Below are 12,706 nucleotides of genomic sequence, written 5' to 3'. Positions count from 1 at the left end.
GGGCGGGCGCGGCAACTGCGGCCCTTCGAACCACGGCCAGCGCCGGTCCTGCTACGGCACGAGGTGCCGGAACGCCGCCACCACGTCTTCATAGACCTTGCGCTTGAACGGCACGATCAGATCGGGCAGATCCTGCATCGGCCACCACGACCATTTGTCGAATTCGGCGGTGTGGCCGCCCGGCGGAGGGTTGATCTGGATCTCGCTGGTATCGCCGTGGAAGCGGAAGGCGAACCATTTCTGCGTCTGCCCACGATAGCGCCCCTTGAAGGCGATGCCGACGAGGTGGTCCGGCAGATCATAGTTGATCCAGTCCGGTGCTTCGGCGAGCAGCGAAATGCTGCGCATGCCGGTCTCTTCGTAGAGCTCCCGCTCCGCCGCCTGCAGCGGCTCCTCACCCTTGTCGATGCCGCCTTGCGGCATTTGCCAGAGCTGCGTGGTGCCGGCGAATTCGCTGTCGGGTTCGGCGATGCGATGCCCGATCCAGACCAGGCCTTCGCCATTGAGGATCATCAGCCCGACACAGGGACGGTAGGGCAGCGTTTCGCGATCGATCTTTTTGGCCATGAGGAATGAGTTCCAGCCGTCTTGAGAATTCGCTCCGGCAAGGCGGGCGGCGAATGGTTTCGAGGAGCGCGGAAGCACGGAAAACGCCGCCAGATGCCGCCGGAGCAGAGGTACCAAGATGGCTGTTAGCCTTTTTGCGGGTCTATGGCCACCGCTGAAATCGGCACGATCTCGATGCCGCGTTTCTTGGCCTCGGCCACCCATGACGACACCGTGTCGACGGTCAGGTCGAAAGCGGAGCCGATGCCGACGGCAGTGCCCTTGGCGCGTGCGGTCGCCTCCAGACTGTCCAGTTTCTTCAGGATGGCGCCGCGATCCTGGACCGCGTCGATCGCCATGTCGCCGGCGACGAAGGGCACGCCGTCCTTCAGCGCCAGGTCAGGTGCAAGGCTGCGCGCCGATGAGCCGTCGTCGATGTAGGCGAGTCCCCTTTTGCCGAGTTCGGCCATGAACGGCTCCATCGCCGCCGTATCGGCGGAAAACCGCGCGCCCATATAGTTCATCACACCGGTATAGTTCGTCGTCCGCGACAGCGCCCAGTGCAGGCTCTTCAGGTTCTCTTCGGCACTCGCCGTCACCGTCAGCGTGTTACGGCCGGGGTTGACGTTGGGATAATCGAACGGTTCGAGCGGCACCTGCATGACGATCTCATGTCCGCTCTGCCTGGCCGCCTGCATCCAGCGGCCAATGCTGTTGCCCTGCGGCGCGAAGGCCAGCGTCACTTCCGGCGGCAATTTGGCAATGGCCGCCTGGGTGCCGGTCTGCGACATGGCAAGTCCGCCAATGACGATCGCCACGCGGGCACCGCGCGCGCCGGACCAGGGCCGCGCATAGACGTCGAATGGTCGCCGGCCGTCGGCGGAGCGCATCGGCAAGGGTCCGGTTTCGCTGGCTTCGATCAGCGCCTTGTCGGGAATATGCGCGATCTTCAGGTTCTGGCCGACGGTCGACGGGTCGCGAATGACGATTTCCGCCTTGGGCGGTCCATCGCCTTCCACCGTCTGCACGTGGATGATCTGCGGCCCACCGGTCTTCGCCGGCGTCTCGATCTTTGGCGTCGCTGCAGGGGCCAATGCGGGAGGCGACGCAGGGGGCTCGGCCGCAGCGGTCACTTTCGGCGTCGAGATGGCGACTTCCTGCGGCTTGCGGAATGGCTTTTCCCTGAACGCGATCGCGGCCGAAATGCCGACCACCGCCAGCACGACCGCGCTCGCCGCGATCACACCGGCGCTGACCTTGCCGGCGGCGCGCGGCGCCCGGACAGTCTGTCCAAGCGGGCGTTCGATGTCCTTGCCGATATCAGCCAAGCCCTGTCCCCGGTGCGCATGGTTCCTCAGTCGGCCCCTTCGAGGCGATACGCGCAAATTCTTCAACCCTGGCGCACCCCTGGCGCCGCATCCGGAGGCCTCGTCCCGCCTCCCGAATCAAACTGCCGGAACCTTTCGGTCCCGGCAGCATTGCATTGCTTCGTTCAGGCGGCCAGACCCAGGGCAATCCAGGGAAAGTGCGAAACGGTTTTCCGTCCCGAATTGCGAGAAAGCAAGGAGATGGAGCGGTTCGATGTTCGCGTGGGACGCGAACCGCTCTAGCCTCCGGCCTTACTGGTTAAGCACGGCCTTTTCCGGATTGGGCGGGAAAGCCGGATCTGTCTTCTGGCCTCGCAGCAGCTGCTCGGCATAGATGAGCTGCAGGTCGTCCTTCGGATCCGGCGGCACATAGGCTGCGGAGCCGGAGCCGGTCTTGCTCTCGTCGGCGCCCTTGATATGGCCCTTGAGATCGGATTCGCCGCGCGTCAGGTCCCGGCCCTGCAGTTCTGGCGGCAATGGCTGGTCGACCTTGATGTCGGGCGTGATGCCCTTGCCCTGAATCGACTTGCCCGACGGCGTGTAATAGAGCGCCGTCGTCAGCCTCAGCGCCCCGTTTTCGCCGAGCGGAATGATGGTCTGCACCGAACCCTTGCCGAAGGACTGCGTGCCGACAACCGTGACGCGGCGCAGATCCTGCAGCGCGCCGGCGACGATTTCAGAGGCGCTGGCCGAGCCACCGTTGACGAGCACGATCATCGGCTTGCCGTTGATGTCGTCGGTCTGCTTCGGCTTGGCGTCGAAGCGGGTGACGTCCTTCGGATCGCGGCCGCGCGTCGAAACGATCTCGCCACGCTTCAGGAAGGCGTCGGACACGCTCACCGCCTGGTCGAGCAGGCCGCCAGGATTGAGACGCAGGTCGAGCACATAACCCTTGAGCTTGTCGTCCGGCACCTGCTTCTTGATGGTGTCGATGGCGTTCTCAAGGTCGTCATAGGTCTTTTCGGTGAAGGAGGTGATCTTCATGTAGCCGATGTCGTTTTCGACCCGGAACTTGACCGCCTTGACCTTGATGATGTCGCGAACGACCGTCAGTTCGATCGGCTTGTCGGCGCCCTGGCGCAGGATGGTGAGCTTGATCGGCGTGTTGACCAGGCCACGCATCTTTTCGACCGCATCGTTGAGCGTCAGGCCGCGAACCTCTTCGCCGTCGATCTTGGCGATATAATCGCCGGCCAGCACGCCAGCCTTGGCGGCCGGGGTATCGTCGATCGGCGTGATCACCTTGACCAAGTCGTTCTCCATCGTGACCTCGATGCCGAGGCCGCCGAACTCACCCTTGGTCTGGACGCGCATGTCCTGCGCCTGTTCGGCGTTCATGTAGGAGGAATGGGGGTCGAGCGAGGAGAGCATGCCGTTGATGGCGTTCTCGACCAGCGACTTGTCGTCGGGCGGCGTGACATATTGTGCCCGCACCCGCTCGAAGATGTCGCCGAAGATCGCCAGTTGCTTATAGGTCTCCGACCCCGCAGCGTTCGCCGCCGAGCCGGGAGCCCCATAGACAAGGCTCATGGCGGATGCGCCCATCAGCGCACCGGCAAACAGAAGCGACAGTTTCCGCATCATTTCACGTCCTTCCAGAAAAACGGTCCGCCCACCATGGGGCCGGATCGACGGGTTTTCCATCCTTGCGGAACTCGACATAGAGTTCCGGCGTGGCATTTCCATTCTTCGAAACCGAGGTGCTTGCCACCCGGGCCTCTCCCATCGCACCGACCGGCTCTCCTGCGAGCACTGACTGGCCAGTCACGACGCTGATTCTGCTCATCCCCGCCAGAACGACATGATAACCGTCGCCGGCATTAAGGATCAAGAGTTGACCGTAGGAGCGAAACGGCCCCGCATAAAGCACATTCCCATCCGCCGGTGCGGTGACGATGGCTCCCGATTGTGTCGCAAGCATGTCGCCAAGCATCACTGCGCCGTTACCGTCATCCGCGCCGAAGCGGCGTTTGATGCGCCCGGTGACCGGCAGCGCGATCTGTCCTTGCAGCGCCGAAAAGGGAGCTGCCGCAGCGAGCCGGTTGCCTTCGGGAAGCGGCAATGCCGCCAGCGATGCCGTTTTGTCGCCGCCCGTCTGGCCGTCACCCGTCTGGTTCGCGGCGGCGGCCTTCGCTGCATCCGCGGCCTTGCGGGTCTTGTCGGCCTGCGCCTCGAGCGACGCGATCAGATCCTTCAGGCTGCTTGCCTTGGCCGCCAATTGCTCGGAACGCTGCTGTTCGGCCGTCATCTGCGCCTGCGTGTCGGCCTCGAGCTTCTGCTTGGCTTCCAGCAGCATGCTCAGTCGCTTCTTTTCCGCGGCCTGGTCGCCGACCGCCGCCGTCAGCCGTGCCCGCTCGGCCTCGATCGAGGCCGTCACCCGCGTCTGCTCCTTGAGGTCGGCCAGCAGACTATCGGTCTGCTGGCGCAATTCCGGCACCACGGCGCCGAGCAGGATGGCGCTGCGCACCGACGACAGCGCGTCCTCCGGCTTGACCAGGATCGCCGGCGGCGGATTGAGGCCCATGCGCTGCAGCGCGCCAAGCACTTCGGCCAGCACGTCGCGTCGCGCCGCGAGCGAAGCGCGGATCTTCTGCTGCTGGCCCTTGAGCCCTTCCAGCTTGGCACCGATATCCTCGATGTCCTGGCCAAGCTTCTGCTCGGTCATCGCCGACTGGATCAGCGCCGCGGTGATCGAGGCGTGGTCCTTCTTGACCGCGGCGATATCGGCAGCGAGCTTCGCCAGCCGTTCCGATGACAGCGTGATTTCCTTGGAAACCCGTTCGTATTCGGCGCGGCTCTGGTCCGGATCAGGCGCCATGTCGAGCGTGTTCTCGGCCTGCACCGCATGGAACGACAAAAGAACCGCGGCCGCCGCGATGCCGCAGCGTGCGCGCCAGGAGGCTCTCCTCGATGAGCCCGTTGTCGATTTCCAGCCTTCAGACATTCGCGATCGACTCTATCTGCGGCTTCGTTAACGAACCATCAACCATGTTAGCGCGTCGTCCAAAACCGCGCGGTGGTTCTGGCATAACGGGAGTTCGTCTCTCCAGCGCGTTTCTTGCGCGGCATTGGGGCGGAATTCGGTGCGATCCGGCAGCTTTCAGGATCTGTGATAGGGGTGGCCCGACAGGATCGTCGCCACCCTGTAGAGTTGCTCGCCCAGCATCACGCGCACCAGCTGATGCGGCCAGGTGAGCGCACCGAACGACAGCACCAGCTCGGCCTGGTCACGCAGCGATGGATCGTGGCCGTCGGCGCCGCCTATTGCGAGCACCAGCGCCTTGCGCCCGCCATCGCGCAACTGTCCGATGCGATTGGCGAAATCCTGCGAGGAAAGGCTCTTGCCACGCTCATCGAGCAGGATCAGCGCCGTGCCCGGCTGCAGTTGCGCCTGCAGCCTCGAGCCCTCGTCACGCTGGCGCTCGCCAGCGCTCTGTGCCCGGCTCTCCGCGATCTCGGTGATGCCGGCGAATTCGAGCCCCACCGCCGGGCCGCTCTTGGCGAATCGCTCGAAATAGCGCTCGGCCAACTCCCGCTCGGGGCCGGCTTTCATTCGGCCCACGGCATGGACTGAAATCTTCATCTCGCCTCTATAAGCCGCCGATGCATGTCACCCAAAGGTTTTAGGGCACTGACATGCATCAAAACACATCGGCTTAGTGGAGTGTCTCTTCCTCGAGATCCGGCGCCTGCCACATCTTTTCGAGATTGTAGAATTCGCGGACTTCGGGGCGGAAGACATGGACGATGATGTCGCCTGAATCGATCAGGACCCAGTCGGCGCCTGACAGCCCCTCGACGCGCGCCGTGCCGAGGCCGGCATCCTTGAGCGCCTTGAGGAGATGGTCGGCGACAGCCGAGACATGACGGTGCGATCGGCCCGACGCGACGACCATATAGTCGCCGAGGCTCGATTTTCCCTGAATGTCGATTGAGACGATGTTTTCGGCCTTGGAGTCTTCCAGACTGGCAAGGACTGTCTTGATGGCGCGGGACACGGCGTCGTTTACGCTGATCCCGGCCGGCGAAGGCACGATATCGGCCTTCTTCCGCAGTGCTGTTCTCAGTGTATTTCCTTTCGCAGCAAGAACAACCAAATCACCCCTGAAAGCAGGTGACACCACTTAGATAGGCAGAGTTCCGTTGCAGTTTCAAGACGCAGCTCTGACTCACGCGAACTCGTCGATTGCCGGGTTGTTCCATGCGGCAGGAAAAAAGATCGGAACCGAGGCGTCCCGCCGCGGTTATCGGCTGACCGACCAACCGGAATCCCGCCATGCCGATCGATCCGCAAAACACGCTCCTCACCGTCCAGGCGGGCCTCGCGCAGCTCAGCACGCTGATCGTCTCCTATTCCCTCTCGGCCATCGGCGCCATCATCCTTCTCGTGGTCGGCTACATCGTCGCCGGTCTCGCGGAGCGTTCGATCTTTGCCGGCCTCGGCCACATCCACGGTTTCGACCAGACATTGCGGCATTTCTTTTCGAAGATCGTCCGCTACGCCATCCTGATTCTCGTCGTCATCATGGTGCTCGGTCAGTTCGGCGTGCAGACCGCCTCGATCATCGCCGCCATCGGCGCCATCGGCCTCGCCATCGGGCTGGCGCTGCAAGGCACATTGCAGAACATCGCCGCCGGCATCATGCTTCTGGCGCTGCGGCCGTTCCGCATCGGCGAATCCGTCGAGGTCGGTTCCATCGCCGGTTCGATCGAGGAAATCGGCCTCTTTGCGACGAAGCTCAGGACCGCCGACGGCGTCTACATCCTGGCGCCCAACTCGACATTGTGGAACCAGCCGGTGCGCAATTTTTCGCGCAACGGCGTGCGCCGCACCGACATCACGCTCAGCATCGGTTCGTGGAACGACATCGACGGCGCGCAGAAGACCTTGCTTGCCATTGCCGGTGCCGAGAAGCGCATCCGTCGCGAACCGGCGCCAATCGCCTTCGTGGCCAGCCTCGGCGACACCACCGTTTCGCTCACCCTGCGCTACTGGACCTCGGCGGCCGACTACTTCTCCACGAATATCGACATGACCAAACGCGCCAAGCAGGCTTTCGACAGCGAGGGCATCTCTATTCCGCTGCCGCCGCCGGAAGCGCCATCCCCCGAGGCTCGCAGGCAGTAAGGCAAATCCGGTCCGGAATTGCGAAAGAAAAATGCCCCGTCAGTTCCTGGCCCGGCCTGTCGGCTCTCCCGGCGCGAAGGCGAGTTCCACCGGCAAGGGTGCCTGTGCCGACATCGGCGAGAAACTGCCCGTGGCGGCTGCCGGCACCGGCCGGGCCGCGACCACCCGCCACAGCACGAACAAGCAAAACGCCGAGGCGATGACGATGCCGACATAGATGAAAGTCTCGGTGCCGAAAACCGCGGAAAGCGCCGTGACGATGCCCGGCACCACGAAGCCGGCCAGCGACCAGGCAAACAGCATCGAACTCGAAAGGGCGAGCAGCTCATCCTTCTTTGCGCGGTCGGCGGCATGCGCGCTGGAGAGCGCATAGATCGATTCCGCCGCGCCGTCCCAGATCAGATAGATCACCACCAGCCCCATCAGCGCACCGCCGTCGAAGACGACAGCAAGCACACTGGCGACAACCGCGAGCGCGGCGGCGCCAGCAAGCACGTAGCGCCGGTCGGTACGGTCGGAAATCCAGCCGAGCGGAATCTGCAGGATCAGCGTGCCGACCGGCATTGCCGACAGCAGCAGCGCGACATCGGCCTGGCTGTAGCCCTTGGCGGTGGCGTGGATGGGTGCGAAGCCCGAGATGATCATCGACAAGCCGCCGACCGCCAGCATGCCGGCCACTCCGACCGGCGAAATCCGCCATGCTTGCCGCAGCGCGACCGAAGCCGCCTGCGGCGCCGGCGGCTGGGCAAGCCGCGTCATGCCGACGGGCAGGATCGACAGGGCGGTGAAGGTGATGCCGATCAGCGACGCGGCCGCCGTGTGAATGTCGATGACGGCAAGCGTCGCATAGCCCACGCCCAGCCCGGCAATGTAGGCGACATAGAACACCGCCATCACCCGTCCGCGTATGGTATTGGGCAGCGCGTCGTTGAGCCAGCTCTGGGCGACGATGAACAGGCCGCATATGGCAAAGCCGTAGAGGGCCCGCGCCGCGATCCACAACAGCGGATGCGGCCCGGCGCCGATCGCGGCGTTGGACAGCGCGATCAGCGCCGAGAGCACCATGAAGGCGCGGGCATGGCCGACCCTGCGCACCAGTGGCCCAGTCAGGATGCAGCCGGCAAGACCGCCGGCCGACAGGCCGGTGACGATCAGCCCGGCCCAGGTCGGGTCGAAACCCTCTACCCCGAGTCGGACCGGAATATAGGCGAACATCAGCCCATTGCCGATGGCGATCAGCGCCATCGACACGATGACGCTGGCAATCGCGATCAGCGGCGCCGGTGCTGCGGCGGCTTCGGGATCGGCTCCAGGTCGCGTATTGCTGTGAATTGCCATGGCCGGCCAACATCGCCGATCGATCAGGCGGGCGCCGCCTTAAAAACGACATCGCCGGACAGCCGGAACGCTGTCCGTCCCTTGTATGGCGGGGAGGCCCTATTCCTTGGCCATTTTCCTGATCGCGCTTGACGACAGCGACGAGCGCGGACCGTGGATGAAGGTCCAGGCCGGCGCCTTCATACGGGCGAGCAGTGGTGCGTCGCCCTCGTCGATGCGAGCATAGTCGAAGGTTTTCGCAACGACCGACGACAGGAACGACAGCGTGGCGCCCGGACGATCGATGACCGCGATCGGGAAGGTGAGCACAATCTCGCGCCAGCGCTGCCAATGATGGAAGTCGCGCAAACTGTCCGCCCCCATGATCCAGACGAACTCGACGCCCGGGTTGCGTGCCTTGACCAGCGCCAGCGTGTCGGCCGTGTAGCGCACATGATGCGCGGCCTCGAAGGCAGTGACCTTGATCTTGGGGTTCTTGGCGATCTTTTCGGAAAGTTCGATGCGCTCGGCGAACGGGGCGAGCTCGCGCGCGCTCTTCAGCGGATTGCCGGGCGTCACCATCCACCACAGCTGATCGAGCGCGAGCCGCCGCAGCGCGATCTCGGCAACCAAGGCATGCCCGGCATGCGGCGGGTTGAACGAGCCGCCGAACAGGCCGACGGCCAGGCCCTTTTCGGCATGCGGCATACGGAGACAGCGGGAGGGGACGGCGTCCTTACCCTCCCCCTTGTGGGGAGGGTCGATCCGCGAAGCGGAGCGGGGTGGGGGGAGTGCAGAATTCAGTGCTATGCCCCCATTCGGCTCGCTACACCGGCCACCCTCCCCACGAGGGGGAGGGTAAAACCAGCGCTCACGGCCTCACCTGTCCCGACCCGCGCACGCGGTATTTGAAGGATGTCAGTTGCTCGACGCCGACCGGCCCGCGCGCGTGCATCTTGCCGGTGGCGATGCCGATCTCGGCGCCCATGCCGAACTCGCCGCCATCGGCGAACTGCGTCGAGGCATTGTGCAGCAGGATCGCCGAATCGATCTCGTTGAAGAACCGTTCGACGACCTTCGCGTCCTCGGCGACGATTGCCTCGGTGTGGTGCGAGGAGAAGGTCTCGATATGGTCGATCGCGCCACCGATGCCGTCGACCAGCTTCACCGCGATGATGGCGTCAAGATATTCGGTCACCCAGTCGGCATCGGTCGCCGGCTTGGCGTCGAAGAACACTTTCAGCACTTCCGCATCGGCATGGATCTCGCAGCCCGCCGCCCGCAGCGCGTCGAGGATCGGCACCAGATGGGTGGACGCCACCGCGCGGTCGATCAGCAGCGTCTCGGCCGCGCCGCAGACGCCAGTGCGCCGCATCTTGGCGTTGACGGCGATCTTCACCGCCATGTCGAGATCGGCGGAGCGGTCGATGTAGAGGTGGCAGATGCCTTCGAGATGGGCGAAGACCGGCACCCGCGCCTCGTTCTGCACGCGTCCGACGAGGCTTTTGCCGCCGCGCGGGATGATCACGTCGAGCGTACCGCCAAGTCCCTTCAGCATCTCGCCGACGGCGGCGCGGTCGGTGGTCTGCACCAGCTGGATGGCGTCCTGCGGCAGGCCAGCGGCCTTGAGCCCCTCCACCAGGCAGGCATGGATGGCGGCCGACGAGTTGAGCGAATCCGAGCCGCCGCGCAGGATCACCGGATTGCCGGCCTTGAGACACAGCGCGCCGGCATCCGCCGTCACATTGGGCCGGCTCTCGTAGATGACGCCGACGACGCCGAGCGGCGTGCGCACGCGCTCGATATGCAGGCCGTTCGGCCGCTCCCACGCAGCGATCACGTCGCCGACCGGATCGCTGAGTTCAGCGATCTCGCGTATGCCGTCGGCCATGGCGCGGATACGCGCCGGATTGAGTTTCAGCCGATCCATGAAGGATACTGAGAGCCCCGATTCCTCGCCATTCGAGATGTCGATGGCGTTGGCATCGAGAATCTCTTGTTCGCGTGCGATGATCGCCTGCGCCATTGCGGCAAGCGCGGCATTCTTGGCGGCGGTGGTGGCGATGGCCAGCGGTCGGGCGGCAGCGCGGGCGCGGCGGCCGATATTGGCCATCAGCGCCACGGTGTCGTCCCCGGATTTTTCATGCAGCTTCAGCATGGCTCATCCTCTGTCTATGTCGCCTCCAGCGTGACTCACCACAAGGTCGTCGCGGTGGATCATCGCCGAACGCGCCTCATAGCCGAGCACGGTTTCGATCTCGGTCGTCTTCAGGCCTGCGATCCTTACGGCATCGGCGGCATCGTATGCAACCAGGCCGCGCGCGATCTCGCGCCCCTCGGGCGACAGGATCGCCACCGTATCGCCACGCGAAAAATTGCCGCTGACCAGTTTGACACCGGCCGGCAGCAGCGACTTGCCCGACTTGAGCGCGCCGACGGCGCCGTCATCAACCGTCAGCCGCCCTGCCGGTTCGAGCTGCCCGGCGATCCAGGTCTTGTAGCCCTTGACGGGATTGGCGCTCGGTTTGAAGAAGGTCGCACGCTCGCCGCGCTCGATCGCCATCAGTGGCGACAGCCGCGTGCCCGACGTGATGATCATCGCCGTGCCGGCGGCGTTGGCGATTTTTCCGGCATCGAGCTTGGTGCGCATGCCGCCGCGCGACAGCTCGGACGCGGCGGCTCCCGCCATCGCCTCGATGTCAGGCGTGATGCGGTCGACCACCGCAATGAATTCGGCATCGGGGTCGCGCGCCGGCGGCGCCGTGTAGAGCCCGTCGATGTCCGACAGCAGCACCAAGAGGTCGGCGCCCATCATCGTCGCCACCCGTGCCGCCAGCCGGTCATTGTCGCCGTAGCGGATCTCGGAGGTAGCCACCGTGTCGTTCTCGTTGATGACCGGCACCGCCTTCATCTTGAGCAACGTCGAGATCGTCGCGCGCGCATTGAGATAGCGCCGGCGCTCCTCCGTGTCGCCGAGCGTCAAAAGGATCTGGCCCGATCTCAGGCCGCCCTTGCCGAGCGCATCCGACCAGGCACCGGCGAGCGCGATCTGGCCGACAGCGGCCGCCGCCTGACTTTCCTCGAGCTTCAACGCGCGCTTGCCGAGACCGAGGATGGTGCGGCCGAGCGCGATGGCGCCGGAGGACACGACGAGGATTTCAGCGCCGCCCTGGGCGAGCACGGCGATATCGTCGGCGAGCGAGTCCAGCCAATCGCGCTTCAGCCCGCTCGCGCGATCGACGAGCAGCGCGGAGCCGATCTTGACGGTGATGCGCCGGTATCTCTTCAGCGACTGCATGGCCCTATTTTTCCCAGCGCGTCTCGACCGGGGCGGCGATCTGCGCCCGCGCTTCCTCGATCACCGCCATCAGCGCGCGCAGCACCACCTCGACACCTTCGCCGGTCACAGCGGACAAGAGCATCGGCGCACGCCCGGCGGCCCGCTTCAACGAGGCCACCTTTTTCTTGCGCTCGTCAGCATCCAATATGTCGACCTGGCTCAGCGCCAAGATCTCGACCTTGTCGGTCAGGCCGTGGCCATAGGCTTCGAGTTCGGCGCGCACCGTCCTGTAGGCCTTGCCCGGATTTTCCTCCTGCGCCGAAACAAGGTGCAGCAGCACGCGCGTGCGCTCGACATGGCCGAGAAACCGGTCGCCGATGCCGACCCCCTCATGCGCCCCCTCGATCAGCCCCGGTATGTCGGCGATGACGAATTCGCGTGCATCGACGCGGGCGACCCCGAGGCCGGGATGCAGCGTGGTGAACGGATAATCGGCGATCTTCGGCTTGGCCGCGGTGACCGCCGCCAGGAAAGTCGACTTGCCGGCATTGGGCAGCCCGACCAGTCCGGCATCGGCGATCAGCTTCAGCCTGAGCCAGATGTTGAGCTCCTCGCCCGGCAGGCCCGGATTGGCGCGGCGCGGCGCCTGGTTGGTCGAGGTCTTGAAATGCTGGTTGCCGAAGCCGCCATTGCCGCCCTTGGCGAGCAGGAAGCGCTGGCCGACCACGGTCAGGTCGCAGATCAGCGTCTCATTGTCTTCCTCGAACACCTGGGTTCCGGCCGGCACCTTCAGCGTGACATCGGCGCCCTTGGCGCCGGTCATGTTGCGGCCCATGCCGTGGACACCGGTCTTGGCCTTGAAATGCTGCTGGTAGCGATAGTCGATCAGCGTGTTCAGCCCGTCGACCGCTTCCAGCCAGACATCGCCGCCGCGGCCGCCGTCGCCGCCGTCCGGCCCGCCGAACTCGATGAATTTCTCGCGGCGGAACGATACGGAACCCGCGCCCCCGTCACCGGAACGGACATAGACCTTGGCTTGATCGAGAAATTTCATCGGAGTGCAGTTTC

The 12,706-nt window shown here is 64.8% G+C and carries 12 protein-coding genes; 1 reads left to right on the top strand and 11 read right to left on the bottom strand.

Translation table 11 applies throughout. The features are described 5' to 3' along the window. Positions 1-51: 51 nt before the first annotated feature. The 6 genes from FJ930_RS00175 to rsfS all read right to left on the bottom strand — a co-directional run bounded on the left by FJ930_RS00175 (position 52) and on the right by rsfS (position 5,947). The gene (locus FJ930_RS00175) at positions 52-567 is read right to left on the bottom strand and encodes an RNA pyrophosphohydrolase (protein WP_141833550.1); all 516 of its coding nucleotides are present in this window, start codon (positions 565-567) and stop codon (positions 52-54) included. Positions 568-692: 125 nt separating this feature from the next. Continuing rightward, positions 693-1,874, bottom strand: a complete 1,182-nt coding sequence (locus tag FJ930_RS00170) for a divergent polysaccharide deacetylase family protein (RefSeq protein ID WP_141833547.1) — start codon at positions 1,872-1,874, stop codon at positions 693-695. Between the two features lie 291 nt (positions 1,875-2,165). Continuing rightward, complete coding sequence (locus FJ930_RS00165; protein ID WP_181165786.1) at positions 2,166-3,497, bottom strand: S41 family peptidase; 1,332 nt, start codon at positions 3,495-3,497, stop codon at positions 2,166-2,168. Between the two features lies 1 nt (position 3,498). After that, positions 3,499-4,857, bottom strand: coding sequence for a murein hydrolase activator EnvC (locus tag FJ930_RS00160; RefSeq protein ID WP_141833543.1), 1,359 nt, complete (start codon positions 4,855-4,857; stop codon positions 3,499-3,501). 156 nt (positions 4,858-5,013) lie between these two features. Beyond that, positions 5,014-5,496: a 23S rRNA (pseudouridine(1915)-N(3))-methyltransferase RlmH gene (gene rlmH, locus FJ930_RS00155; protein WP_140748118.1), complete on the bottom strand. Its 483-nt coding sequence runs from the start codon at positions 5,494-5,496 to the stop codon at positions 5,014-5,016. Between the two features lie 73 nt (positions 5,497-5,569). Continuing rightward, positions 5,570-5,947, bottom strand: coding sequence for a ribosome silencing factor (gene rsfS, locus FJ930_RS00150; protein ID WP_135902362.1), 378 nt, complete (start codon positions 5,945-5,947; stop codon positions 5,570-5,572). Positions 5,948-6,189: 242 nt separating this feature from the next. Between rsfS and FJ930_RS00145 the strand changes: the two genes are divergently transcribed. After that, positions 6,190-7,041: a mechanosensitive ion channel domain-containing protein gene (locus FJ930_RS00145; protein WP_140748121.1), complete on the top strand. Its 852-nt coding sequence runs from the start codon at positions 6,190-6,192 to the stop codon at positions 7,039-7,041. A gap of 39 nt (positions 7,042-7,080) precedes the next feature. On the opposite strand, the gene FJ930_RS00140 is transcribed toward FJ930_RS00145, so the two are convergent. From FJ930_RS00140 to obgE, 5 genes are all read right to left on the bottom strand, one after another. Then, positions 7,081-8,379, bottom strand: a complete 1,299-nt coding sequence (locus tag FJ930_RS00140; RefSeq protein WP_141833540.1) for an MFS transporter — start codon at positions 8,377-8,379, stop codon at positions 7,081-7,083. 99 nt (positions 8,380-8,478) lie between these two features. Then, positions 8,479-9,066: a nicotinate-nucleotide adenylyltransferase gene (locus tag FJ930_RS00135; protein WP_141833537.1), complete on the bottom strand. Its 588-nt coding sequence runs from the start codon at positions 9,064-9,066 to the stop codon at positions 8,479-8,481. A 163-nt stretch (positions 9,067-9,229) separates the two neighbouring features. Beyond that, on the bottom strand, positions 9,230-10,516 hold the full coding sequence (locus FJ930_RS00130) for a glutamate-5-semialdehyde dehydrogenase (RefSeq protein WP_141833534.1): 1,287 nt from the start codon (positions 10,514-10,516) through the stop codon (positions 9,230-9,232). Positions 10,517-10,519: 3 nt separating this feature from the next. Further along, positions 10,520-11,656 (bottom strand): glutamate 5-kinase, encoded by a 1,137-nt coding sequence (gene proB / locus FJ930_RS00125; protein WP_140748133.1) that lies wholly within the window; start codon positions 11,654-11,656, stop codon positions 10,520-10,522. Between the two features lie 4 nt (positions 11,657-11,660). Next, a complete protein-coding gene (gene obgE, locus FJ930_RS00120) occupies positions 11,661-12,692 on the bottom strand; it encodes a GTPase ObgE (protein ID WP_141833531.1) in 1,032 nt (343 codons plus the stop codon). Between the last annotated feature and the right edge of the window lie 14 nt (positions 12,693-12,706).

Source organism: Mesorhizobium sp. B2-4-15, from assembly GCF_006658505.1.
Taxonomy (GTDB): Bacteria; Pseudomonadota; Alphaproteobacteria; order Rhizobiales; family Rhizobiaceae; genus Mesorhizobium.
The sequence above is the reverse complement of the archived record's forward strand: the minus strand, read 5'-3'. Positions and strand labels throughout refer to the sequence as shown.

What these genes read in the sequence shown, in the direction of transcription:
- FJ930_RS00175 (WP_141833550.1), bottom strand. Translation starts at nt 567, where the DNA reads ATGGCCAAAAAGATCGATCGCGAAACGCTGCCCTACCGTCCCTGTGTC.
- FJ930_RS00165 (WP_181165786.1), bottom strand. Translation starts at nt 3,497, where the DNA reads ATGATGCGGAAACTGTCGCTTCTGTTTGCCGGTGCGCTGATGGGCGCA.
- FJ930_RS00160 (WP_141833543.1), bottom strand. Translation starts at nt 4,857, where the DNA reads ATGTCTGAAGGCTGGAAATCGACAACGGGCTCATCGAGGAGAGCCTCC.
- rlmH (WP_140748118.1), bottom strand. Translation starts at nt 5,496, where the DNA reads ATGAAGATTTCAGTCCATGCCGTGGGCCGAATGAAAGCCGGCCCCGAG.
- FJ930_RS00145 (WP_140748121.1), top strand. Translation starts at nt 6,190, where the DNA reads ATGCCGATCGATCCGCAAAACACGCTCCTCACCGTCCAGGCGGGCCTC.
- FJ930_RS00140 (WP_141833540.1), bottom strand. Translation starts at nt 8,379, where the DNA reads ATGGCAATTCACAGCAATACGCGACCTGGAGCCGATCCCGAAGCCGCC.
- FJ930_RS00135 (WP_141833537.1), bottom strand. Translation starts at nt 9,066, where the DNA reads ATGCCGCATGCCGAAAAGGGCCTGGCCGTCGGCCTGTTCGGCGGCTCG.
- FJ930_RS00130 (WP_141833534.1), bottom strand. Translation starts at nt 10,516, where the DNA reads ATGCTGAAGCTGCATGAAAAATCCGGGGACGACACCGTGGCGCTGATG.
- proB (WP_140748133.1), bottom strand. Translation starts at nt 11,656, where the DNA reads ATGCAGTCGCTGAAGAGATACCGGCGCATCACCGTCAAGATCGGCTCC.
- obgE (WP_141833531.1), bottom strand. Translation starts at nt 12,692, where the DNA reads ATGAAATTTCTCGATCAAGCCAAGGTCTATGTCCGTTCCGGTGACGGG.